Genomic DNA, 24,180 nt, shown 5'->3' with positions numbered 1-24,180 from the left:
GTCGGAGTGCATAGCATGTCCTTTACAACAGCAATGACCAAGCATGTGCCGTTCTCCTCGCGCTTCCTGCGCGCCGCCGGTTATATCAACGGCGCCTGGACGGCTGGCGGGGCAACGAAGACATTCGATGTCGTCAATCCCGCCACCGGCGAAGTGCTTGCCTCGCTGCCCGATATGGGCGCCGCCGAGACGACCGCAGCCATCGATGCCGCCTATATCGCCCAGGCCGCCTGGGCCGCCCGTCCGGCTAAAGAGCGGGCAGCAATCTTACGGAAATGGTTCGATCTCATGATCGCCAATGCCGATGAGCTGGCGGCAATCCTGACCGCCGAAATGGGCAAGCCGCTTCCTGAAGCCAGAGGCGAGATTCTCTACGCCGCTTCCTATGTCGAATGGTATGCGGAAGAGGCTAAACGCATCTATGGCGAAACCATCCCCGCCCCCTCCAACGACAAGCGCATGGTCGTCATCAAGCAGCCGGTCGGCGTCGTCGGCACGATCACGCCCTGGAACTTCCCGGCGGCCATGATCGCCCGCAAGATCGCGCCGGCGCTGGCCGTCGGCTGCACCGTGGTCTCGAAGCCGGCCGAACAGACGCCGCTGACGGCGATCGCGCTTGCCGTGCTTGCCGAGGAGGCAGGCATTCCCCCAGGCGTCCTCAACATCATCGTCGGCATCGATGGCCCGGCGATCGGCCGCGAGCTTTGCGGTAATGCGAAGGTGCGCAAGATCAGCTTCACCGGCTCGACCGAAGTCGGCCGCATCCTGATGCGCCAGTGCGCCGACCAGATCAAGAAAGTCAGCCTTGAGCTCGGCGGCAACGCGCCCTTCATCGTTTTCGACGATGCCGATCTCGACGCAGCCGTCGAAGGCGCCATGGCTTCGAAATATCGCAATGCCGGCCAGACATGCGTCTGCGCCAACCGGATCTATGTGCAATCCAGTGTCTACGACGCCTTTGCCGCCAAGCTCGCCGCGAAAGTGGGCGAACTTTCCGTCGGTGACGGCTTCAAGCCGGGCGTAACCGTGGGGCCGCTGATCGACGAACAGGGCGTCGCCAAGGCGGAAGACCATGTTCGGGATGCCGTTTCGAAGGGTGCTCGCGTCGTGGCAGGTGGCAAGCGCATCGAAGGCGTCGGCACCTTCTTCGCGCCGACCATCCTGACTGGCGTCGACCGGAGCATGAAGGTCGCCCGCGAGGAGACATTCGGGCCGGTGGCACCGCTCTTCCGCTTCGACACCGTCGAGGATGTCATCGCCCAGGCGAACGACACCGAATTCGGCCTCGCCGCCTATTTCTTCGCCGGTGACCTCAAGAAGGTTTGGCGCGTGGCGGAAGCGCTGGAATACGGCATGGTCGGCATCAATACCGGCCTGATGTCGACAGAGACGGCACCCTTCGGCGGCATCAAGCAATCCGGCCTCGGTCGTGAAGGCTCGCGCCATGGCGCCGACGACTATCTCGAAATGAAGTATCTCTGCATCGGCAATCTGTAGCCGGCTATCAGGTTGAGGTGATATGAATGCGGCCCTGCCACAGGCGGGCCGCGCTCAGCCGGTCGGTGTAAAAGGCGCCGGTATCGAGATTGAGCCTGAGACCATTGACTTCGGCCTGCTGGATCGGTGTATGGCCATGGATGATCAGCTTCGGCAGCGGCTGTGCGCTGTCGTAGAAGCGCGAGCGGATGAAGACGAGGTCGTCGTCTTGCTGATCGGCAATCGACCGATCCGGATCGATGCCGGCATGGACGAATAGCACCTCTGGCGTATCCAGCAGGATCGGCAGTCGGCGCAGGAAATCAACGTGATCCTCTGGCAGCCAGCTTCGGATAAAGGTATCGAGCTTCTTCCGCTTTGGATATAGCTGCTGCAAACGAGGGATATCCACGCCATAGGAAGCAAGCGTCGCATCCCCGCCGAGCGCCACCCAATCCTCAAGCGATATCTCGCCGTCGACATAGGACAGCATCGCCATCTCGTGATTGCCGGTCAGGCAGATGCGGTCGAAACCGTTCGGCGGCGGCGCCATCAGGCGACTGACGACCTGCGCCGAGGCAGGACCGCGATCGATGAAATCCCCCAGCATGACGATGAGCTTTCGGCCGGGAAGCCCCGCCGCGTCGGCAAAGATCTTGCGCTCCAGTGCGCTCAGGAGATCGTAACGGCCGTGGACATCGCCGATGACGTAGGTGGGCATGTCGAGGTGTTCGAGCCATTCCCGGCGTCGACGATGGCCGAAGCCATTGGTCATTTTTTCGCGTATCCTGGACGCCGCCATGAAACTGCCTTTCGAGCGCACACCCCGGAACGCCTCAACTGTGTCTGCAAAAAGAACTCAAAAGCGACGATTCTTTGCCAGAAAGGCGGAAATTATCGCTGGTGACGGTTCTGGCAGCAGGACCGAACCTGCAGCACCAACCCGCCTTGCGGCAAAGCGTCCCGAACGGCACCTTTATGCATGGAGAAAGTTGACAGTGCGTATCCGCAATCTTATCGCGCTACCCACGCTGGCGCGAGACCTTCCGCCGTCAACCCTGGAAACCCAGAAGTTGGGGGCCTCGGCACGGGCTGCCGCCTCAAATTGGAACGTCCCATTCATGGCGACTGTAAACTTATCGTGAAGCCCTGATGGATACGACGATAGCGCTCCAACTCTGCCGCTTTCTGCATGATGCATCCCTGATGCTTCTATGGGGCGCATGCGCCTATCTCTCTCTCCTCGTACCAAGAGCACTTGCTGACACCGTTTGGCGCATGATTGCGAGACCGTTTGTGCTGATTGCCGTGGTTGCGGTTTTAACGGCACTGGCCGCGCTGCCGGTGACGACGGCGGATATCGGCAATGGCTGGAGCGATGCGCTCGATGCCGGCATGATCCATGAAGTGGCTTTCGAAACCACGGTCGGGCTCGCCTGGCAGGCGCAGATGCTGGCGGCCATCGTGATGATTTGCGCTTTGCTGCCGCCACAGAACTGGCGCCGCCACGGGCTGGCCCTGGGCGCCGGCATTGGCCTTGCCTCTCTGTCATTGACTGGGCATGCCTCGATGCTGGAGGGGTGGATGCAGCAGGTGCATCGGGCCAATGATATCCTGCACGTGCTTGCCGGCGGCGGCTGGCTGGGGGCGCTGGTGCCGCTGATCCCTATCCTTAAGCTTCTCGGCCGGCCGGAATATAGGACGGAAGCGCAACTCGCGCTGCGCCGGTTCTCCAATGCCGGTCATGTTGCGGTCGCGCTCGTCATCCTCTCCGGTATCGTCAATACGCTGCTGATCCTGAAACGGCTGCCGACGGACTGGTCTTCGTCCTATCAGAAGCTGCTTGCCATCAAGATCGCCCTGGTTGCCGTCATGACCGTATTGGCGATCATCAACCGCTACGTCTTCGTTCCCTGGATCGGCCGCAAGCCGGACCGGGCGTTGCTAGCCCTCCGGCTCGGCGGTATCTCCGAGATCGTGATCGGCATTATCGTCATCGCGCTGGTTGCCGTCTTTGGCATGATGGAGCCAGTCTAGCCGCCGAGCGATTTCACGACCGAACGAACGGCCGCCGGATCTTGTGTCGTCGGCTTGTATTCCAGGCCCGCCCTGCCGCGATAGCCTTGGGCGTACAGCCAATCCAGCCGTTCCGCCAGATCGATATGGCCGGTGCCGGGATCGTTGCGGCCGGGATGATCGGCAACATGGAGATGGACGATGCGGTCGATGCGATCGCCGATCACCTGCTGCGTGTCCTCGCCCATGACGGCCGAATGATAGAGATCGTAGACAATGCCTATTTCCGGACGGCCGACCTCATCGACGATATCAAGGCCCTCCGCCGTCGAAGACAGGTAATAGCCGACATGGTCTATCTTCGTATTCAGCGGCTCAAGGCCGAGCCGGACGCCGGAGCCTTCTAGAAGGTCAGCACCGGCGCGAAGGGTAGCGACGATGGCCGCGCGCTGCTCGGCGCGGGAAAATTCCGCCAGATCATCGCCGGCCTGCGCGATCAGAACTGGCGCGCCGAGGCGCTGGGCGACAACGACGGACTCCTGCAGTCCCTTCAGCCAAATTTGTTTGTTTGCCGGATTCGTCAGCGCAATCATCGGCTCCGCGACGAGACCGGACACCGGGACGCCGGTTTCGGCGACGGCAGCTGCAATTGCGTCCAGATCCTTGTTCGTCCAGTGCCAGAACTCGACCGCATCGAGTCCCGCCGCATGTGCCAGCCGGACACGATCGGCAAAGACATCGCCATCGCGCGCAAACAACCACTCGATACAGGCCGAAAACTGTCGCATGAGATTCTCCTCCCTCGATTTGGTCAGGAGCAATGCGCGAGATCATGCGCAACGGCAAGCCTCTCTAGCGATGATACTGCTGTGGCAGCCGCGGCATCGAAGGTTTGATGGCCTCTACCTTCACTGCTGAGAGCACGCGCATATCACGGCGGAAATCGGAAGGCGACATCCCGGCAATATGGCGGAAGGACTTGTTGAAAGCGCTGATGGAGCCAAAGCCGCTATCCATGGCGACCTGCAGAACATTGGCGCCGTCGCACATCAACATCGCCTGCGCCCGCGAAAGGCGCAGCAGGTTCACATATTTGGCCAGCGTCATGCCGGTGGATTTCTTGAAGAGGTTCATTGCGTATTTCGGATGGAGGTGAGCCGCCTTGGCGATGTCAACCGTATCGATGTCATGGAGGAAATTATCGGCGATGAAATCGCACATTCGCGCGAGGCTGCGCGAAGATTGCGGATGAGCCTGGTCATTGGCCGCATTCCCAGTCTTTTCCGGAACCATGCGATAGGGCTCGAAGGCGATGCGCTCCAAACGCAGCAGGAGTTCCGCGACGGCATGTTCCGCCTTGGCACCGTCGCCGGACATGACATAGCGGTGCCATCGGGCGAAATTTTCGTCATCGGCGGCATCTGTCGCCGAGCTTATCAATGCCTGTCCGCGAATGAGGCGGCCGGAGATATCAAGCGGCAGCCGCAGGCGGAAAAAATGGACGAGCGGCAGATGCGCGCCGGCATAGATCGAATCGTCGGACAGTTCGTCCAGCTGATGCGGCTGGCCGCCCCAGAAAAGACAGATCTCACCGGCTCGCAAAGTAAGCTCGTGATCGCCTATGCGGTAGTGCACGGTCCCGCGGACAATGTAATTGACTTCCACCTGTGCGTGCCAATGCGGCTTTGCCATCGGCAACGGCTGGTTATGAAACATCTGCAGGACGTTTGGGAGCCCTTCGACACTGCTTGCACCCGGCTGATAAACTGCCCGTTGACCCACCTTACTTTTCGCCAAGTCCATGTTCCCTTTTTAGGAGACAGAAGCGTACCGGCGGATAGTTTAAGCGTGTTCTACTGAGGACGGCAATTGAAAAGGGAGGATTTTCAATGCGTTTAAAACTTGCTGGAGCGACGGCACTTGCTGCCCTGCTTGCTTCCGGTTCTGCCTTTGCTGAGCAAACCACCATCACCGTATGGAGCTGGAACATCGCCGCGTCGGCCCTGAAGTCGACGGTCGAGGGATTCAATAAGAAAAATCCTGACATCAAGGTCGAGGTTCAAGACATCGGCAACCCAGGGGTCTTCGACAAGATGCTGGCCGCCTGCGCTGCCGGCGGCGATGGGCTGCCCGACGTCGTGTCGATCGAAAACCACAAGGCTTCGATCTTCTGGAACCGCTTTCCGGACTGCCTGACCGATCTCACGAAACTCGGCTACAAGGATGAGCTGAAGAAGCAGTTCCCGGATTTCAAGCGCGCCGAGCTTGAGGTCGGCGATGCTGCCTATGCGATGCCATGGGATTCCGGTCCGGTCACCATGTTCTATCGCCGCGACATGTATGAAAAAGCAGGCGTCGATCCGGCAACGATCAAGACCTGGGACGATTTCATCGCCGCCGGCAAGAAGATCTCCGCCGCCAATCCGGGCGTGATCATGACGCAGGCCGATCTCAACGGCGACACCGAATGGTTCCGCATGCTCGCCAATGAACAGGGCTGTGGGTATTTTTCAGGTGACAGCCAAAACATTACCGTCAATCAGCCCGGCTGCGTCAAGGCATTGGAGAAGGTAAAGGAAATCAAGGACGCGGGCCTGATGAGCGCCGCGAACTGGAACGAGAAAATCCAGGCGAACACGGCAAGCAAGGTGGCGTCGCAGCTCTATGGCGGCTGGTATGAAGGCACTGTCCGCTCCACCTCACCGGATCTTGCCGGCAAATGGGGCGTCTACCCGATGCCGAGCATGACAGCCGACGGCCCGCACGCAGCCAATCTTGGCGGCTCGTCGCTCGCAATCGCCAGCGGATCCAAGCACAAGGAAGCCGCCTGGAAGTTTCTCGAATACACACTTGGCACCAATGAGGGCCAGGTGACCATGCTAAAATCCTTCGGCCTCGTGCCGTCGCTGCTGACGGCGGTCCAAGATCCTTTCGTCAATCAGCCGCAGCCCTATTGGGGCGGGCAAAAGGTCTGGGCCGATATTCTCGCCACCCTGCCGAAAATCAACCCGAGCCCGGGCACCCAGTATTTCAGTGATGCCGATGAGGTCATAAAGGCTGTCCAGACGAAATATCTCGCTGGCGGCTATCCGAATGGCAAGGCCGCGCTCGACGATGCAGCCCAGCAGATCGCTTCGGCGACAGGTCTGCCGCTCGCGAAATGAGTGACACTACCGGGCGTGCCTCCCAAGCCGCGCCCGGCATCCCCGCCGCCCTAGAATCAAAGAAGTAGCGCGTGACGTCGTCCGAAAACCGCCTACATTTTTCGGCGTCACGCTCTAGGGGCGGCGGGGATGTGATGTCACGCATCATTTTCCTGCGCTAAAGGAGAAGGCTTTCATGCGGTTGCGAAACCGGAGCGCCTATGCGTTCCTTGCACCCTATCTTCTGGTATTCGCCGCTTTCTGGGTCTGGCCGATCATCGATTCGTTCCTGATATCGTTCCAGAATACCCGGGCTAATCCCTGGACCTTCAATCTGTCGCTCAATTGGGGGCGGCTGTTCGGCGATCCGGCATTCTACAATGCGCTTGAAAATACGCTGATCATCCTGATCGTTCAGGTGCCGGTCATGATCACGCTCGCCACCGTCATGGCGGTGCTGCTGAATTCGCCGCTGCTGAAGGCGCGTGGCATTTTTCGCTTTGCTTTCTTCGCGCCCGTGGTTGTCGGAGAAGTGGCCTATGCCGCCGTCTTCCGCCTGATGTTCAACGTCGACTTCGGCATCATCAACAAGCTGCTCGGCGGCGTGGGCATAGCGCCGGTGTCGTGGTTTGCCGACTCGCATGTCGCAATGGTACTCATCGTTATCGCCGTCACCTGGCGCTGGGCGGGTTACAACGCCATCATCATTCTTTCCGGGCTGCAGTCGATCCCCGAGGATGTTTACGAGGCCGCGACCCTCGACCGCGTCAGCCGCTTCAAGCAGTTCATCCACATCACCCTGCCGCTCTTAAAGCCGATCATCCTCTTCTGCGTCGTCCTGTCCGTCATCGGCACCATGCAGCTCTTCACCGAACCATATCTGATCACCAATAGAGGAGGCCCCGGCGGCGGGACGGAAACGCTCGGCCTGCTGCTCTATCGCCAGGCTTTCCAGTCCACCAACTTCGGCTACGCCTCTGCGATCGCCTATACGATGGCGGCGCTTGCGGTGGCCATCTCTCTTCTCAATCTCTGGGTGGGGCGCGAACCGAAATGAAATCAAAGTCCAAATCCACTCTGATCCGCTCGATCGCCTTGCACGGCCTGCTGGCGCCGCTCGCCATCATCTGGCTGTTTCCGATCTGGATGATGTTCGTCTTCTCGACCATGCCCGATTACGGCATTTTCAGCCCCGGCATCGTCCTGACACCGTCGACTGGTTTCATGGACAACTTCCGGAACCTGCAGGCCGACACCAACTTCGTCGGCGCGATGACGATCTCCATCGTCGTTGCCGTCGTCTATACCTGCCTGTCTGTGCTGCTGACGTCGATGGCCGGATGGGCGCTGGCGCGCTACCAGTTCGCCGGTCGCTCGGGCGTCATCGGGATCATCCTCGGCACGATCACGCTGCCCTACTCCGTCGTCATCATTCCGCAATTCATCATGGTGGCACGCGATTTCGGGCTGGCGAACACGTGGGTAGCGCTGATCGTTCCGCCGCTCTTCAACTCGCTCGGCGTCCTCTTCATGCGCCAGGCCTTCTCGATGATGCCGGGCGAACTCTTTGACGCCGCCCGCGTCGAGGGCGTCAAGGAATGGCAGATTTTCCTGCGCATCGCCCTACCGCTGGCGCGGCCGACGATGGCGGCACTCGCCATCATCCTGTTCCTGGCTTCCTGGAACAATTATCTCTGGCCGTTGCTCATCAACTCCCGGCCAGGAATGATGACCGCGCCCGTGGCGCTCGGAACGCTGATCGGCCTCACCAGGGTCTCCTGGGGCGGCATCATGGCCGGTGCCGTGATGCTGACGGCGCCGATCCTCATCATCTTTGTTCTCCTGCAACGCCACTTCATCGCCGGCATTGCCGCCGGCGCAATCAAATAATTCCGGGAGACCCGTATGGCTGAACTGTCTCTTACCAATGTCGTCAAACGCTACGGTTCGCTGGAAATCATCCACGGCGCCAATCTCGAGGTGAAGGACGGCGAGTTCGTCGTCTTCGTCGGGCCGTCCGGATGCGGCAAGTCCACGCTGTTGCGCATGATCGCCGGGCTTGAAGACATTACCGGCGGCGAACTCAAGATCGGCGGGCGCGTCGTCAACGATGTGGAGCCGGCCGATCGCGGCATCGCCATGGTCTTCCAGTCCTATGCCCTCTATCCGCACCTGACCGTCGAACAGAACCTCAATTTCGGGCTGCGTATGAACGGCAATCCGAAGGCCGACACCGACCGTCGCGTCAAGCAGGCGGCCGAGATCCTGCAGATATCAGAGCTGATGCAACGCCGGCCGAAACAGCTCTCCGGCGGCCAGCGCCAGCGCGTCGCCATCGGCCGCGCCATCGTGCGTGAACCGCAGATCTTCCTGTTCGACGAGCCGCTCTCGAACCTCGATGCCGAACTGCGCGTGCAGATGCGCGTGGAAATCTCCCGCCTTCACAAGAAGCTCGGCACCACGATGATCTACGTCACGCACGACCAGACGGAAGCGATGACGCTCGCCGACAAGATCGTCGTGCTGCGCGGCGGCAACATCGAGCAGGTGGGCGCGCCGCTCGATCTCTATGACGATCCGGCCAATCAGTTCGTCGCCGGCTTCGTCGGCTCGCCGAAAATGAACTTCCTGCAGGCCGAGGTCGCAGACAATCAGCAGGGCCGCGTCGCCGTGGTACTCAAGGGTCAGCGCAACGTTCGCCTGACATTGCCCGTCTCCTCGGCAAAGTTGGAGGTCGGCCAGCCGGTGACGCTTGGCGTCCGCCCGGAACATTTCCTCGAGGCCGGACGGGGTGATGTGGACATGACCGTCGATGTCGATGTCGCAGAGCATCTCGGCAATACCAGCTACATCTACGCCAATGTCGAAGGCGGCGAGCAGATCGTCATCGAGCGCGAGGAGTCCCGCAACACGGGCAATCGCGACAAGCTCACCGTGGCGCTATCGGCCGCCAAGACATTCCTGTTCGACAGCGCCGGCAACCGATTGCGGTAGGCGCTGCCCTTACTCCCAAGACAGCATGCAGATTTAGGAAAGGATCGTTCCATGACCACTGAGACACCAATCCGCTGGGGCATTATCGGCCCCGGCAGGATCGCACAGACTTTTGCCGAAGGTATCGCCCATTCCCGCAGCGGCAAGCTGGTGGCCATCGGCAGCCGCAACCCGGACAAGCCGGGCCTGAGCGACGGCTTCCCAGGCGCGCGCATCGTCAATGGCTATGAAGCCCTGCTCGCCGACAGGGAGATCGACGCCGTCTATATCGCCACGCCGCACACCGGCCATGCCGAATGGGCGATCAAGGCGATCCGCGCCGGCAAGCATGTGCTCGTCGAAAAGCCGATCGCGCTTTCCGCCTTCGATGCGGAGGCCATCTATTACGAGGCCAAGAAAGCCGGTGTCTTCGCCGGCGAAGCCTTCATGTATCGCGTCCATCCACAGACGGCGAAACTGATCGAGCTCGTCAAAAGCGGCGTGATCGGCGATCTGCGCATCATCCGTACCTCCTTCGGCTTCAACATGGGCAAGGTCAATCCGGAACACCGGCTGTTTGCCAATGAGACTGCCGGCGGCGGCATCCTCGATGTCGGCGGCTATCCGGTCTCTATGGCCCGCCTGATCGCCGGTGCGGTCGACGGCAAGCCGTTCCTCGATCCTGAAAAGGTCTCGGGCGTCGGCCATCTCGGCCAGACCGGCGTCGACGAATGGGCTTCCGCCGTCTTGAAGTTCCCGAACAACGTCATTGCCGAAGTGTCCTGCTCGATCATGGCGAACCAGGACAACACGCTGCGCATCATCGGCTCCGAAGGTCGCATCGAAGTCGCCGACTTCTGGTTCGCCTCCGGCCATAAGGGCGGCGTCGGCAAGATCGACGTCATCAAGGGCGGCGAGACCCAGACGATCGAGGTCAAGGAAGATCGCTGGCTCTATTCCTTCGAAGTCGATGCGGCCGGCGATGCCATTCACGCCGGACAAAAGGAATTCGCCTATCCTGGCATCAGCTGGGCCGATTCGATCGGCAACCTCAAGGTGCTCGACCAATGGCGCGCCTCGATCGGCCTCGAATATAGCATCGAGAAGGCAGCAAAGCGGACGAAGAACATCGCCGGCGCGACCGTCACCAAGGGCAACAGCATTCCGAAGCGCAGCATTCCCGGCATCTCCAAGCCGGCATCGCTCGTCACGCTCGGCTTCGAGTTCTTCCCGAATTTCGCAGCCGCTTCGCTGACGCTCGACGCCTTCTATGAAGCCGGCGGCAATGCCTTCGACACGGCCTATGTCTATGGTGGCGGCAAGACGGAGAGCATTTTCGGCGACTGGCACACCAGCCGCAACGTGCCGCGCGAGGAGATCGTGCTGATCGGCAAGGGCGCGCATTCGCCGCTTTGCTATCCGGACGTGATCGCCAAGCAGCTCGACCAATCCCTTAACCGCCTGAAGACCGACTATGTCGACATCTACTTCATGCACCGCGACAATACCGACGTTCCGGTCGGCGAGTTCGTCGATGCGATGGACGCCGAGGTGAAGGCTGGCCGCATTCGCGGCATCTTCGGCGGCTCGAACTGGACGCGCGCCCGCTTCGACGAAGCGATCGCCTATGCTCAGAAGAACGGCAAGACGGCACCGGCTGCACTTTCCAACAACTTCTCGCTGGCGGAAATGCTCGATCCGATCTGGGCCGGATGCGTCGCCGCCTCCGACGACGAGTGGAAGTCCTGGCTCAACGCCAAACAGATCCCGAACTTCGCCTGGTCGAGCCAGGGCCGCGGCTTCTTCACCGACCGCGCCGGGCGCGACAAGCGTGACGACGAGGAATTGGTGCGCGTCTGGTATTCCGACCGCAATTTCGGCCGCCGCGACAGGGCGATCGAACTGGCGCAGAAGCTCGGCCGGAGCCCGATCCACATCGCGCTTGCCTATGTCGTCGCCCAGCCCTTCCCGGTGATCCCGCTGATCGGCCCGCGCACGGTCGCCGAACTGGAAGACAGCCTGTCGGCGCTCGACATCAAGCTGACGCTGGAACAGGTGAAGTGGCTCGAGGGCTGAGATAGGCCTATCGTTCAAAGGCATTATTGATGCAAAAGGCCCATCCGGAAACCGGATGGGCCTTTTGCATATGCGTCGTTGATAATTGCCAAATGATCAGGCAGCGAAATCGAATGTCTTCGTATCAGCCCCTTCGAGGCGCAGCAGATAGGCCTTGCGCTCGAGACCGCCGGCAAATCCTCTGAGATCACCAGCCGATCCCACTACGCGATGGCAGGGCGCGATGATCGAGATCGGGTTGCGGCCATTGGCGGCGCCGACGGCACGGATCGCCTTTGCAGAGCCGATCTCGGTCGCTATCTGGCGGTAGCTGCGCGTCTCGCCGAAGGGAATGGCGAGCAGAGCCTGCCAGACCTTCTGCTGGAACTCCGTTCCGGCAAAGTCGAGCGGCAGATCGAAAACCTGTCGTTCGCCGGCGAAGTATTCGCGCAGCTGCCGTTCGGTCTCCAGCAGCACGGGATGGCTCGCGTCTTCCGCGACGATCAGCAGCGGTACGCGGCCCGGGCGATCATTGTCCCAGAGGATCGCGGCAAGTCCATCATCGCTGCCGACGAGCTTCAAGGCGCCGACGGGCGAATTCACAATCCGATAGACATACTGCTTTTCCGCATTTTTTTGAGCTTTGGTCATGCCGATATCCTTTCTTTGAAGTGCACTCGTGGCATCGGGCGAGATTGCCTCGGATGGAGCGCTTATGTCCCTATTGGACCTCAAATGACGGTCGCCAACCACCCGAAAACGGACGACGGGTAGGAAAATCCCGGCATTTCCTGATTCATTTGCTCGGCCGCAAGATAACGCAGCCTCCATGCGCACGCTTGGGGAATGGGCTGGAATTGTGTAGAATCGCGGAAAGCCAGATCGTCAAGCATGCGGAGCTCGATATGACAGTTCGCCCGCCACGGAACTTCAATCCATCGCAAACCAAGGAAACCGGCCTCGGCATCCTCGAATATGAGATGATGTCGGAACGCGCCAGCACGCTCGGCCATCACGGCATGAAGGTGGAAGCGGCGCTTGCCGCGTTGCAAGAGGGCGAAGCCAAGGGCAAGGCGGGCGTGGAGCACGAGCGGCTGGTGGATATCGCGGCGCAAGCCGTCTGGGGAATGTTCATCCATCGCGAGATCTGCGGTCTGCGCAATGGCCGCGATGTCATTCAGCGCTATGGCATTCCGAACAAGGTGCTTGCGCGCCTCGGGGCCAGCCCGAGACATCCCTGAATATCAGGATTTCAAGATCGCCTGGAAACGCGGATCGAAGGCGTGGCCGATCGGCTCCGCCGCCGCACCGCGCGCTACAGCCCAAGGGTCGGTCATGCCGAGCTGCAGGCGCGGCAGCAATCGGTCGGGACGATCGGCATTGGAGGGCAACAGCGGCTGCATGGCGGCGATCAGCCGTGTTGCCAACGCGACGGGGGCACCGCCGCACAGAATCACCGTTTGCGGATCGAAGACGGTTTCGATGAGCTGGACACTCCAGCGCAGATCGATCGCCGCCCTTTCGATCCAGGCGAGAATATCCGGATCGTCGGCGGCAGCTCGATCATTGATCAGCGAGTAAATATCAGGCGCCATCGGATCGACGCCGAGGTGATCGTAGAGCGAAGCCAGCGACGCGCGATGCTCGAGCTGGGTTTGTTTTCCGCCTGATGTCAGCAGCGCCATGCCGATTTCGCCGGCATTGCCATGGGCGCCGCTATAGAGCTCGCCCCCGAGGATCAACCCGGCACCGATACCATAGCCGACATAGAGGCAGACGGCGTGATCGAGCCCATGCGCGGCACCGACCATGCGCTCCGCCGTCGCGCAGGCGGCGGCGTCATTCTGCAAGGTGACATTGAGGCCGGTGCCCGCGGCGAGCGTTTCCAGCAGCGGAAAGCGTTGCCAGGCGCCCATCATCCAGGGATTGTCGGCATCTTCCTGCTCGATGCCGAAGGGACCCGGCATCGCCACGCCGAGGCCGACGAGGCGTTTCTCCGCCTGCGCCACGCGTTGTTTCAGTTCGCTGCGCACATCCTGCACGAGCTGCAGGACGACGGGCGTACCGGTGACAGGCCCGCCAACCGGCAGGTTCGCTTCCTTGCGTATCAGCACATTACCGACAAGATCGACGGCGATAGCGCGGGTGATGTGACGGTCGATCTGCAGGCCGATGGCGAAAGCTCCTTCCGGCACGAGACCATAGGGAGTCGAAGGCTGGCCGCGGCCGCGGCGCACCGTTTCCCTTGAGGTCACCAACCCGTCGTGTTCCAGCTCCTCCATGATGTTGGAGACGGTCTGTTTCGTCAGGCGCGTGGCGCGCGCGAGATCGGCGCGGGAGAGCGCACCATTGAGCCGCAAGGCGTCGATGATTACCCGCCGGTTATGGGCGCTGGTGCCCTCGTGGTTCGTTCCGCTCGTAGCCCTGATCGGGCGAATATCGTTCATCTGCTTTTGCCTCTTGACAGCAATAGAATATTGAAGAACAAATTAGTCAAGACAATTGACTTAAAAGAAACCACAGAGTTTCATTAGGGAACAAAACGGAGCCTTATGGCTCAGAGACGCGCCGATCGATGTTCGGCGGCCAGCCCGGCCAATTGCCTGCTCGACAACCGATGGCGACGCTTCAGCCGCCGTTGGAAAAATCGCGTGACTGTCAAAAAACCGGAGGATGGAATGTTGAAATCATTGAACAAGACATTGCTCGGCGCAGCGCTGATCGGCGCATCTTTCGCCTCGCACGCCTTTGCCGAAACCACGATCAATGCCCTCTTCATGGCACAGGCTGCCTATAGCGAAGCCGACGTACGCGCCATGACGGATGCCTTCTCCAAGGCCAACCCGGACATCAAGGTCAATCTCGAATTCGTCCCTTATGAAGGCCTGCACGACAAGACCGTGCTGGCTCAAGGGTCCGGCGGCGGCTATGACGTCGTGCTCTTCGATGTGATCTGGCCTGCCGAATACGTGACCAACAAGGTTCTGGTCGACGTTTCCTCGCGCATCTCCGACGATACGAAGAAGAGCGTGCTGCCGGGTGCCTGGACGACGGTCCAGTATGACGGCAAGTCCTATGGCATGCCGTGGATCCTCGACACCAAGTATCTGTTCTACAACAAGGACATCCTGGAAAAGGCCGGCATCAAGACGCCGCCGAAGACGTGGGATGAACTGAACGAACAGGCGAAGATCATCAAGGATAAGGGTCTTCTCGCCACCCCGATCGCCTGGAGCTGGTCGCAGGCCGAAGCCGCGATCTGCGACTACGCGACGCTCGTCAGCGCCTATAAGGGCGACTTCATCAAGGACGGCAAGCCGGCCTTCCAGACCGGTGGCGGCCTCGATGCCCTGAAGTACATGGTCACCAGCTACAAGTCCGGCCTCACCAACCCGAACTCCAAGGAATTCCTCGAAGAGGATGTCCGCAAGGTCTTCGAAAACGGCGATGCCGCCTTCGCGCTGAACTGGACCTACATGTACAACATGGCCAATGACCCGAAGGACAGCAAGGTCGCTGGCAAGGTCGGCGTCGTACCGGCACCGGGCGTTGCCGGCAAGAGCGAGGCTTCTGCCGTCAACGGCTCGATGGGCCTCGGCATCACGTCTGCCAGCAAGCATCCAGACGAGGCCTGGAAGTACATCACTTTCATGACCTCGCAGGCAACGCAGAACCAGTATGCCAAGCTCAGCCTGCCGATCTGGGCATCGTCCTATGACGATCCGGCCGTGACAAAAGGCCAGGAAGAACTGATCGCGGCCGCAAAGGTCGGCCTCGCTGCCATGTATCCGCGTCCGACGACGCCGAAATATCAGGAACTGTCGACCGCACTGCAGCAGGCGATCCAGGAATCGCTGCTCGGCCAGTCTTCTCCGGAAGATGCGCTGAAGTCTGCTGCCGACAATAGCGGTCTCTGATACCCTTATCGGGCGGCGCCAGTCGCCGCCCGCCTCTCTAGATCCTCCATGAAGAATGAAAGAAGGGGCCCGCCATGTCCGGCACCTCTATGACAACCCGCGCCTGGCTTTTGATGCTGCCGCTGCTTGTGGTGATGATCGCCGTCATCGGCTGGCCTCTCGTCGACACGGTCGGCCTTTCTTTCACCGATGCGAAGCTTGTGGGAACCGGCGGCAATTTCGTCGGTATCGACAACTATGCAAAGATGCTGGCGAATTCCAATTTCCAGCGCACCCTGATCACCACGGCCTGGTTCGCAATCGTCTCCGTCGCCGCCGAAATGGTGCTCGGCGTGCTGGCCGCCCTGCTGCTGAATCAGAATTTCAAGGGCCGTGGCGTGCTGCGCGCGCTGATGATCCTGCCCTGGGCGCTACCAACAGTCGTCAACGCAACGCTCTGGCGGCTGATCTACAATCCCGAATATGGCGCGCTCAACGCGGCCCTCACCCAACTCGGCCTGCTCGACACCTATCGTTCCTGGCTCGGCGAGCCGGGCACGGCGCTGACAGCCCTGATCGTTGCCGACTGCTGGAAGAATTTCCCGCTGGTGGCGCTGATTGCGCTGGCCGCCCTGCAGGCCGTGCCGCGCGATATCACCGCCGCCTCGCTGGTTGACGGCGCCGGCCCCTTCAAGCGCTTCCGTTTCGTCATCCTGCCCTATCTTGTCGGGCCATTGATGGTCGCGCTGGTGCTGCGCACGATCGAGGCTTTCAAGGTGTTCGACATCATCTGGGTGATGACCCGCGGCGGCCCGGCAAACAGCACGCGCACGCTCTCCATCCTCGTCTACCAGGAAGCCTTCTCCTTCCAGCGGGCGGGATCGGGCGCATCGCTTGCCCTCATCGTCACGCTGCTGGTCACGGTGCTTGCCGCCGCCTATGCAGCCCTTGTCCGTAAGACCGCAGGGAGTGCCGCCTGATGGAACGCAAGAGCCCGCTCTTCACCTGCTTCATCTATGTCTGCGCTATCCTGCTCGCCATCGTCATCCTGGCGCCGATCGCCTGGCTCTTCATCATGAGCATTTCGCCGGCTGCCGATCTTGCCGCCAAGCCTCTGCGCTGGTGGCCGCAGACGGCGGATTTCTCACGCTACAAAGTGCTGCTGTCGACGCTGGAAAACAGCGAGGGCGCGGCCTTCACCTCGTCGCTTCGCAACAGCATCGAAGTGGCCGGCATGGCGACCATCGCGGCGATCGCGCTCGCCATTCCCGCCGGCTGGGCCGTGTCGCGCACTCCGTCCGTCGGGTGGTCACTTTCCATGGTCATCGCCACCTATATGCTGCCGCCGGTGGCCCTTGCCGTGCCGCTCTATATGGGCCTTGCCTATCTCAGCCTGCTCAACAACGTCTTCGGCCTGGCGCTCGTCTATTTGACGATTCTCGCGCCGTTCACGACCTGGCTGATGAAATCCGGCTTCGATTCCATTCCGAAGGAAATCGAGGCCGCCGCGATGATCGATGGCGCCGGACTGTTCCAGACGCTGAAGATCATCACGCTGCCGCTTGCCATGCCTGTGATGGCGACCTCGGCGCTCTTCGCCTTCCTGCTTGCCTGGGATGAATTCTTCTATGCGCTGCTCTTTACCTCAGATCAGCGCGCCAAGACCCTCACCGTCGCCATAGCAGATCTGGCCGGCGGCCGTGTCTCGGATTACGGACTGATCGCGACTGCCGGTGTGCTGGCCGCCCTGCCCCCGGTGCTGATCGGCCTTGTCATGCAGCGTGCCCTGATCTCGGGCCTGACCAATGGCGGCGTCAAGGGATGACCATGACCAAAGAGAACACACGCCCCGCCGGCCTTGCCGCGATCGACCGCGAAATGGCTCGCCAGCATGCCGATGCGCTCGCTTCCTTTGACACTGCCGCCGATATGGCCGCTAAGGCCGCAGCCTCGCTGAAGCGCACCGGCAAGCTCTTGCTGCTCGGCATGGGCGGCTCGCACGCCGTCAACCGCGCCGTTGAGCCGCTCTATCGCGCAGCGGGCATCGATGCGATCGCGCTGCCGCTCTCCGAACAGCTCGGCCAGCCGCTGTCGCTGGAGGGCCGCACGATCTTCATGACCTCGCAATCCGGCGAGAGCGCCGAGGTGGTGCGCTGGTTCAACGAGACGGGCGGCACTGCCGAGACCTTTGGCCTGACGCTGGAAGGCGGCTCCTTCCTTGCGAAAACCGCGCCTTCTCTCGTCGGCGCCGGCGGCACCGAGCTTGCCTTTGCGGCAACCCGCAGCCTCACCGTCAGCTTCGCGCTGCATCTGGCGATCTTCGCCGCGCTGGGGCAGGATCCGGCTCGAGCGCTCGCCGTGCTTCGTGCGCCCGAAGCGCTCGATATCAAGCCGGCACTTGCGGCCCTCGCCAATGTCGCGACGGTCGTCACCTCAGGCCGCCGCCTGCAGGGCGTGGCCGAGGCGCTGGCGCTCGGCCTCACCGAACTTTCCCGTCGTCCCTGCTTCTCGCTTGAAGGCGGCCAACTGCGCCATGGTCCGATGGAAATGCTCGGCCCGTCGGTCGGCGTCGTGCTCTTCCGCGGCAATGATGCGACGGCCGGCCTCGTGACGGCCATGACCGTTTCCGCGCTCGAAACCGGCGCGCCGGTTATCGTCTTCGATGGTTCCGAAGAAGAGCCGGTGCCCGGCTGCGTCACGCTGCGCTTCAAGCCGGAAACCGGCCTTGCCGCCATCTTCCAGATGCTGCCCGTCGCCCAGTCGCTGATGATCGCCTTTGCCGACGAGCGGGTGGAGAATGCCGGCACGCCGGTTCGCTCGACCAAAATCACCCGGAGCGAATGAATGAAGCCGCTTGCAGTCATCGGCGACGTCAATATCGACCTGATCCTCGGGCCGGCGGCACCATGGCCGAAGGCCGGCACGGAGATCATCGTCGATCACGACGAGGTGCGCGTCGGCGGCCAGGCGGGCAATAGTGCGCTTGCCTGGGAAGGCCTCGGCGTCGATTACGAGATCGCAGCCAATGTCGGCAGCGATCAGTTCGGACGCTGGCTCAGCGAAGCCTTTGGTGCGCGCAGCAGCAAATGGCCGGTACGTCCCGAGGGGACGACGCTCTCGGTGGGCATCACCCACCCCGATGGCGAGCGCACATTCTTCACAACGCGCGGCCATCTGCCGCGTTTCAATCTCGGCGACGTGCTGGCGGTTCTCGACGGGGGGAAACTTGCCGGCGGCTATGCGCTGCTCTGCGGCGCCTTCCTCACCGAGGATCTCACGCGGGATTACGATGCGTTGTTCGACTGGGCTGACAAGCATGGAATCACCGTCGCGCTCGACACAGGCTGGCCGCTAGACGGCTGGACTAAAAAGAATTGCGATGCCACGCGGCGCTGGCTTTCCCGCTGCGGCGTGGCGCTCATGAACGAAGTCGAGACGACGACCTTAGCCGGCATGGATGACCCTGCCGAAGCCGCGCGCGCGCTCCATGCGTTAATGCCTCAAGGTGCCATCTTCGTCGTCAAGCGCGGTCCGGATGGCGCGATCGCCATCGATGCTGACGGCAGGCTCGTTTCGGCTACGGCGCCAAAAGTCACAGTGGTCGATACAATCGGCGCCGGCGATGTCTTCAATTCCGGCTTCCTGGCCGCCCTTGCCCGCGGAAAGCCGATTGCGGCCTGCCTTTCGGCGGGGACCGCAGTCGCTTCCCGCGCCATTTCCACTCTGCCGCGCAGCTACGGCCCGGCCCAAGCATCCGAGGAGGCCGTTCAATGAGCGCGCTCGAAATCCAGAACATCCGCAAGAGCTACGGCGAAGTGGAGACGCTGAAAGGCATCGATATTTCGCTTGAAAGCGGCGAGTTCCTGGTGCTGCTCGGCTCGTCCGGCTGCGGCAAGTCCACACTTCTGAACATCATCGCCGGCCTTGCCGAGGCAACCAGCGGCGATATCCGCATTGGCGATCGTTCCGTGCTCGGCGTGCACCCGAAGGATCGGGATATCGCCATGGTGTTCCAGTCCTATGCGCTCTATCCGAACCTCTCGGTCCACCGCAACATCGGCTTCGGCCTGGAAATGCGCAAGGTGCCTGCCGCAGAGCGCGACAAGGCGGTGCGCGAGGCAGCGAAGCTCTTGCAGATCGAAGCGCTGCTGGAGCGCAAGCCGAGCCAGCTTTCCGGCGGCCAGCGTCAGCGCGTGGCGATCGGCCGGGCGCTGGTGCGCAAGCCGGAGGTCTTCCTCTTCGATGAGCCGCTCTCCAATCTCGACGCCAAGCTGCGCATGGAAATGCGCACGGAGCTGAAGCGCCTGCACCAGATGCTGAAGACCACCGTCGTCTATGTGACGCACGACCAGATCGAGGCGATGACGCTCGCAACGCGCATCGCCGTGATGCGCGACGGCCGGATCGAGCAGCTCGGCACGCCGGACGAAATCTACAATCATCCGGCAACGCTCTATGTCGCGACCTTCGTCGGTGCGCCGCCGATGAACCTTTTGAACGCGACCGCTGACCAGGGTTCGCTGCGCATCGACGGCACCTCGATCACCCTGCCGCTGCCGTCGACGAAAGCGCCGATCAACCAAGGCCAGGAGCTGGTCATCGGCATCCGGCCGGAAACACTGCATCTCGATGAGGGCGGCAAGCTCGAAGCCATATGCGAAGTCGCGGAATTAACCGGCCCCGAACTGATCGTGACAGCGCAGGCGGGCTCGCAGCGGCTGATGGCCTGCCTGCCGCCGCGCACAGTGATTGCCGAAGGACAGAAATTCAAACTCGGCTTCGATGCCGGCGCGCTGCATCTCTTCGATCGCGCCACCGGCCAGCGCTGCGAATAGATCTTCGCACCCTGGAGACATGATCGCTGAGGGTGCGCAGGCGGCCGCTGTGGTCCCCGGAGCTCGCCTGCAATAATTTTATTTCCGTAATGTTGCCGCAAGGCGGAGCGCCGAACCTGACGATGCAGATGATCGTCAGGAAAGAGCCATGTTTCAACTTCAACGCCGCGTGCGATGGCCTTTCGTCGGGCTTCAATTGAGCAATATCGCTCTGAATTCCAGCCATGCCTTTGCAGCCGTCCTCTATCCCTGGATCATGTACGATCTCACCCGCAGCGTCGTGTGCATGGCGCTGATCGCTTTCGTGAACGGCATGGTTCTTCTGATCGGCATGGTCTTTGGCGGTTATGTGGCAGAGATGCTGGGCACGCGCCACACCGCGCTCATCTCCGCGAAGATCGGCATGCTGGCGTCGCTGATGATCGCGATCCTCTATATGGCGGATTTCCTGCATCCGGGCACCTTCCTCCTTCTCAGCTTCGCGGGGTCGATCCTCGACGGCCCGGCAACTGTCGCCACAGAGGCAAAGACGCCGGAAATCGCCCGGCTTTCGAGGCTGTCATCAGCCACAGCGGTTTCCATCGACGATACGATCGATGGCCTCTTGCTGTTGACGGCTTCTGCCGCCAGCGCTTTCATCATTGCCGTCATCGACCCGAAAGATGCGGCATGGTGGATCGTAATCGGCAATTTCATCGCCATGGTGCTGCTGTCCTTCAGCCTGCCACGGTTCCGGCTGGGGCCAGCGCCGAAGCTTGGCGATATCCTCCACGCCGGCAGGCGGTTCCGCACTGCAGCCGTGTCTTTGCCATTCGCTCTTTGCGCAAGCGCGGCGCTCGGCTTCTTCATGGTACTGCAGATTTTTATCGTGCCGGCCGCCTTGCGCCTGCAGGGCGAATCGGTGGCGTGGCTCGGGCTCTTCGTTGCAGCATCGGCGACGGGCACGATCATGATGAACCTGCATCTCGCATCGCGCCATGTCTTACCGGCGCCTACGGCTATCGTTTCCAAGGCTCTGCTCGGCCTGGCGCTTTCGATGGGCATTCTATGGATCGAGATTTCGCCGATGACGATGATGGTGGCCGGTCTCGTCGCCGGATTGGCGAACGGCTGGCTTTCACCCGCCTTCGTCGCGATCCTGCAATTGAGGCCGCCACGCGACTGCCGACTCCATGTGATGGGTCTTTCCTATTCGATCGCTCTGCTATTCCTGCCGGTCGAATACATGCTGACGGGCGCTGCGATGGGTTTGACCTCATTTCGCACGACCTGCATCTTTCTGGCATTCTTGCTGTCGCTGGGCGCGGCCGTCGGCGCGGCGTGGCTGGAATCCGTTCATTACGAGGAGCCGCAAGCAGTCGACTAAAACGAAGGATGGGCGGGTAGACTGCGCGCAAGGACGCTAATCGGTCGGGAAATGAACATCGCGATCGAGATTGATAGAGACGCCATCATCAAGCCAACGGACGAAGGTCCTGCATACCCATCGCGATCCTCCGACTGCTAAACCTTAACAAAGAGTTAAGGAAGTCCGATCAACTATCTTAAAATACTAGATAATTTCTGAACATTTTCAACCCTGCAATGTACTCGCAATTCTCACCGGCAAAATGACCTCCATCTCCTGAAGACGACCCGTTCCCCAAGGCGGTCTGTCCCGGAGAACAGCAGGAACCGATGTCCGGTTCTCCAACGCAACAGAGACCTTGCGAGCGTCGATAGTGGCGCATGGGTTTCGTATGGAGTTAGCAATGTCGCTCAGCGTAAAATCTTTCCTGTTCGCGGCTCTGGCCATAGCGGCCGCAAACAATGCATCAGCCGCCGATCTCACCACCTACCAGGCGCCGGATGCCTCCGCCTATGACAGGCCGCCGGCCTTTCAGTGGAGCGGCGCCTATTTCGGCGCCCATGGCGGTATCGCCTCGCCGAAGTTCAATCCTTTCGCCAGCGGCAAGGGGCTGACCGGCGGCGTGCAAGCCGGCTACAATTTCCAGGTGGGGCCAGGCATCGTCGGCGCCGAACTGGAAGGCTCCTATCTCGGAAACAACGAACTGCACGTACCGAACGGCAAGGTGGAAGAACGCTTCCGCGGCGCCGCCAAGGCCAAGGCCGGCCTGACCTTCGACCGCACGCTGGTCTATGGCACCGCGGGTCTGACGATGACGAAATTCGAAGGCGGCAAGGGCGTTTCCACCTCGACCGGCTGGAAGCAGGGCTATCTTGTCGGCGGCGGCGTCGAACAGGGATTCGGTGGCGGTCTGACGGCCAAGATCGAATATAACTACGTCATGACCAACGACGTCTCCACGACGACATCGAGCGGCAAGTCGAAGACCGATCTGCGCGATCACGTCATCAAGGCCGGCCTGAACTATCGCTTCTGATCGCCGATTTGCAGAGGTCGGCACGCTTTTTTCAAGCCAAGGCGGGCCTGACGGAGAGCGGCGGAGGATGGCTGATCGAACCCCAAATCAGCGCTTTCGCCGCTTTCGATCATGAAAGTCAGCCGCGTCATGCTTACGCAATCGAACCATTCGCTGCCATCGCGTTTCGCACGATCGGCGGTCTTGTGGTTGCCCGAAAGTTGCCGGACAATCCCGGTGGAAAAGTGCAGCGGAGCGATGACTGATCCACCGAAGGATCCGACCGCATGAGACACCAAGCCCCGTGGTTCCATGTCAAAGCCTATGGTTACGGAGCCGGCCGGCCTTGCTGCTGGCAGGGCTGGATGGCGCTTGTTATCTATGCGCTGGTGCTGATGGCCTTTATCTTCGTCGACGGGCCTAATGCGGATAGTCATCCAATCGACTACACCACGGCGATCATCGTCCCGACGGCATTGCTGATTTTCGTTGCCTGGTGGAAAAGGGATGCCCCATGGCGATGGCCATGGGGCAAAATTGACGACCAAGTCGGGATTGAGTTGGTCCCTTGCGAGCAGCGGAATTATCCGGCTTCCCGCCGCTAGAGGGATTTATTCGCATTCAAGCGAAGGTTGGCGAAAACTCGTTACATACCAATCGGAACCGGAGCCTCGGGTATAGAAGGTGTAGAAACATTCCGTATGCTCGACATAGCCGGGCGTTTCGGTGACTTCATAACGTTTGCCGCGACGTGTATCCCGGATTTCGCCGCTGGATTGGCCTGACACCACCTGCGTCTTCTGCTTGCGCCATTGATAGGCACGCGCGCCCGAGCCTAGATCATAGACATTGTCCGGCGGACCATAGTCCAGCATCACGCTGCTGATCGGCGCGCCAATATAGCTCTTCATGATCTGCGAGGCACAGGCCGACAGAATCAGCAGGACTATGAGCGCAGCAATTCCACGGAGGAGCTGCTTCATGCGAATGGCAGTCATCAGAACGTCCTTTGCAACTGGAGAGAGATCGCAGGCAGAGGTACGTTTCATGGATTACGGCAGCATTGCGCCTTCCGGCGTCAGCCGCTTTTTGTCTGGCGCTCAAGGATCTGGCGGATACCTTCCCTGCGGCCTCTCGGTTATGGTTAGTTTTATCGACCGACGCTCTAGCATAGCCATTGAAGCTGAGGTCTTCCCGCCCTGGATATTGTTCTTGGGAGGGATGAGCTTTGTTTTGGGGCAGGCTTTGAAGGTTTTCTGTACCGGTGCGGGGGCTTTGGCTGCTTGCGGGGCGCTGGCGAGGGGTTAACTCCTGGAGGCGTAGCCAAATAGAACAAGCCCGCTGGATGCGGGCCTTTTTGTATTTGGTTTTGGGGCAGGCTTTGAACCGTTCGCGTTGCTCACCCTTAAGGTTATTGTCCTGA

Annotated in this window: 23 protein-coding genes; 17 read left to right on the top strand and 6 right to left on the bottom strand. The window is 61.0% G+C overall.

Annotated elements, in window-relative coordinates; genetic code table 11:
* The first annotated feature begins 15 nt into the window (after positions 1 to 15).
* Positions 16 to 1,497 carry an NAD-dependent succinate-semialdehyde dehydrogenase gene (locus tag AC13RE_RS26705; RefSeq protein WP_488565175.1) on the top strand — a complete coding sequence of 494 codons (1,482 nt, stop codon included), beginning with the start codon at positions 16 to 18 and terminating at the stop codon, positions 1,495 to 1,497.
* Positions 1,498 to 1,504: 7 nt separating this feature from the next.
* Here the strand turns inward: AC13RE_RS26705 and AC13RE_RS26700 are convergent, their stop codons facing one another.
* A complete protein-coding gene (locus AC13RE_RS26700; protein WP_488565174.1) occupies positions 1,505 to 2,278 on the bottom strand; it encodes a metallophosphoesterase in 774 nt (257 codons plus the stop codon).
* A 350-nt stretch (positions 2,279 to 2,628) separates the two neighbouring features.
* Here AC13RE_RS26700 and copD point away from each other — a divergent pair, with 350 nt between their 5' ends.
* Positions 2,629 to 3,513 (top strand): copper homeostasis membrane protein CopD, encoded by an 885-nt coding sequence (gene copD / locus AC13RE_RS26695; RefSeq protein WP_488565173.1) that lies wholly within the window; start codon positions 2,629 to 2,631, stop codon positions 3,511 to 3,513.
* On the opposite strand, the gene AC13RE_RS26690 is transcribed toward copD, so the two are convergent.
* Together AC13RE_RS26690 and AC13RE_RS26685 are read right to left on the bottom strand one after the other, a co-directional pair.
* Positions 3,510 to 4,280 (bottom strand): TIM barrel protein, encoded by a 771-nt coding sequence (locus AC13RE_RS26690; RefSeq protein WP_488565172.1) that lies wholly within the window; start codon positions 4,278 to 4,280, stop codon positions 3,510 to 3,512. The genes copD and AC13RE_RS26690 overlap by 4 nt on opposite strands.
* 64 nt (positions 4,281 to 4,344) lie before the next feature.
* Positions 4,345 to 5,295 (bottom strand): helix-turn-helix domain-containing protein, encoded by a 951-nt coding sequence (locus AC13RE_RS26685; RefSeq protein WP_488565171.1) that lies wholly within the window; start codon positions 5,293 to 5,295, stop codon positions 4,345 to 4,347.
* Positions 5,296 to 5,381: 86 nt separating this feature from the next.
* Between AC13RE_RS26685 and AC13RE_RS26680 the strand changes: the two genes are divergently transcribed.
* The 5 genes from AC13RE_RS26680 to AC13RE_RS26660 all read left to right on the top strand — a co-directional run bounded on the left by AC13RE_RS26680 (position 5,382) and on the right by AC13RE_RS26660 (position 11,684).
* A complete protein-coding gene (locus AC13RE_RS26680) occupies positions 5,382 to 6,656 on the top strand; it encodes an ABC transporter substrate-binding protein (RefSeq protein ID WP_488486369.1) in 1,275 nt (424 codons plus the stop codon).
* Positions 6,657 to 6,831: 175 nt separating this feature from the next.
* A complete protein-coding gene (locus AC13RE_RS26675) occupies positions 6,832 to 7,692 on the top strand; it encodes a carbohydrate ABC transporter permease (RefSeq protein ID WP_488565170.1) in 861 nt (286 codons plus the stop codon).
* The gene (locus AC13RE_RS26670; protein WP_015338242.1) at positions 7,689 to 8,525 is read left to right on the top strand and encodes a carbohydrate ABC transporter permease; all 837 of its coding nucleotides are present in this window, start codon (positions 7,689 to 7,691) and stop codon (positions 8,523 to 8,525) included. Before AC13RE_RS26675 ends, AC13RE_RS26670 begins: the two co-directional genes overlap by 4 nt.
* A gap of 15 nt (positions 8,526 to 8,540) precedes the next feature.
* A complete protein-coding gene (locus tag AC13RE_RS26665; protein WP_488565169.1) occupies positions 8,541 to 9,629 on the top strand; it encodes an ABC transporter ATP-binding protein in 1,089 nt (362 codons plus the stop codon).
* A 51-nt stretch (positions 9,630 to 9,680) separates the two neighbouring features.
* On the top strand, positions 9,681 to 11,684 hold the full coding sequence (locus tag AC13RE_RS26660) for an aldo/keto reductase (RefSeq protein ID WP_488565168.1): 2,004 nt from the start codon (positions 9,681 to 9,683) through the stop codon (positions 11,682 to 11,684).
* A gap of 96 nt (positions 11,685 to 11,780) precedes the next feature.
* Here the strand turns inward: AC13RE_RS26660 and AC13RE_RS26655 are convergent, their stop codons facing one another.
* On the bottom strand, positions 11,781 to 12,314 hold the full coding sequence (locus AC13RE_RS26655) for a methylated-DNA--[protein]-cysteine S-methyltransferase (RefSeq protein WP_488565167.1): 534 nt from the start codon (positions 12,312 to 12,314) through the stop codon (positions 11,781 to 11,783).
* 254 nt (positions 12,315 to 12,568) lie between these two features.
* On the opposite strand from AC13RE_RS26655, the gene AC13RE_RS26650 reads away from it, so the two are divergent.
* Positions 12,569 to 12,904 (top strand): DUF6665 family protein, encoded by a 336-nt coding sequence (locus AC13RE_RS26650; protein WP_488565166.1) that lies wholly within the window; start codon positions 12,569 to 12,571, stop codon positions 12,902 to 12,904.
* A gap of 3 nt (positions 12,905 to 12,907) precedes the next feature.
* On the opposite strand, the gene AC13RE_RS26645 is transcribed toward AC13RE_RS26650, so the two are convergent.
* Positions 12,908 to 14,110 carry an ROK family transcriptional regulator gene (locus AC13RE_RS26645; protein WP_488565165.1) on the bottom strand — a complete coding sequence of 401 codons (1,203 nt, stop codon included), beginning with the start codon at positions 14,108 to 14,110 and terminating at the stop codon, positions 12,908 to 12,910.
* Positions 14,111 to 14,341: 231 nt separating this feature from the next.
* Here AC13RE_RS26645 and AC13RE_RS26640 point away from each other — a divergent pair, with 231 nt between their 5' ends.
* From AC13RE_RS26640 to AC13RE_RS26600, 9 genes are all read left to right on the top strand, one after another.
* Positions 14,342 to 15,580 (top strand): extracellular solute-binding protein, encoded by a 1,239-nt coding sequence (locus AC13RE_RS26640; RefSeq protein WP_488565164.1) that lies wholly within the window; start codon positions 14,342 to 14,344, stop codon positions 15,578 to 15,580.
* Positions 15,581 to 15,654: 74 nt separating this feature from the next.
* Positions 15,655 to 16,539, top strand: a complete 885-nt coding sequence (locus tag AC13RE_RS26635; protein WP_488565163.1) for a carbohydrate ABC transporter permease — start codon at positions 15,655 to 15,657, stop codon at positions 16,537 to 16,539.
* Complete coding sequence (locus AC13RE_RS26630) at positions 16,539 to 17,384, top strand: carbohydrate ABC transporter permease (protein ID WP_488565162.1); 846 nt, start codon at positions 16,539 to 16,541, stop codon at positions 17,382 to 17,384. Before AC13RE_RS26635 ends, AC13RE_RS26630 begins: the two co-directional genes overlap by 1 nt.
* Positions 17,381 to 18,403: an SIS domain-containing protein gene (locus AC13RE_RS26625; protein WP_488565161.1), complete on the top strand. Its 1,023-nt coding sequence runs from the start codon at positions 17,381 to 17,383 to the stop codon at positions 18,401 to 18,403. The genes AC13RE_RS26630 and AC13RE_RS26625 overlap by 4 nt, the downstream gene beginning before the upstream one ends.
* Entirely contained in the window at positions 18,404 to 19,333 is a 930-nt protein-coding gene (locus AC13RE_RS26620; protein WP_488565160.1) for a PfkB family carbohydrate kinase, read from the top strand.
* Positions 19,330 to 20,394, top strand: coding sequence for an ABC transporter ATP-binding protein (locus AC13RE_RS26615; RefSeq protein ID WP_488565159.1), 1,065 nt, complete (start codon positions 19,330 to 19,332; stop codon positions 20,392 to 20,394). Before AC13RE_RS26620 ends, AC13RE_RS26615 begins: the two co-directional genes overlap by 4 nt.
* Positions 20,395 to 20,542: 148 nt before the next feature.
* Positions 20,543 to 21,760 (top strand): MFS transporter, encoded by a 1,218-nt coding sequence (locus tag AC13RE_RS26610; RefSeq protein ID WP_488565158.1) that lies wholly within the window; start codon positions 20,543 to 20,545, stop codon positions 21,758 to 21,760.
* A 385-nt stretch (positions 21,761 to 22,145) separates the two neighbouring features.
* Positions 22,146 to 22,778: an outer membrane protein gene (locus AC13RE_RS26605; protein WP_488565157.1), complete on the top strand. Its 633-nt coding sequence runs from the start codon at positions 22,146 to 22,148 to the stop codon at positions 22,776 to 22,778.
* Between the two features lie 266 nt (positions 22,779 to 23,044).
* A complete protein-coding gene (locus tag AC13RE_RS26600) occupies positions 23,045 to 23,362 on the top strand; it encodes a hypothetical protein (protein ID WP_488565156.1) in 318 nt (105 codons plus the stop codon).
* 6 nt (positions 23,363 to 23,368) lie between these two features.
* On the opposite strand, the gene AC13RE_RS26595 is transcribed toward AC13RE_RS26600, so the two are convergent.
* Positions 23,369 to 23,740, bottom strand: coding sequence for a hypothetical protein (locus AC13RE_RS26595; protein WP_488565209.1), 372 nt, complete (start codon positions 23,738 to 23,740; stop codon positions 23,369 to 23,371).
* Positions 23,741 to 24,180 lie beyond the last annotated feature (440 nt).

Source organism: Martinezella sp. CNPSo 3959 (assembly GCF_057784355.1).
This window is presented reverse-complemented; position numbering and strand designations above follow the sequence as displayed.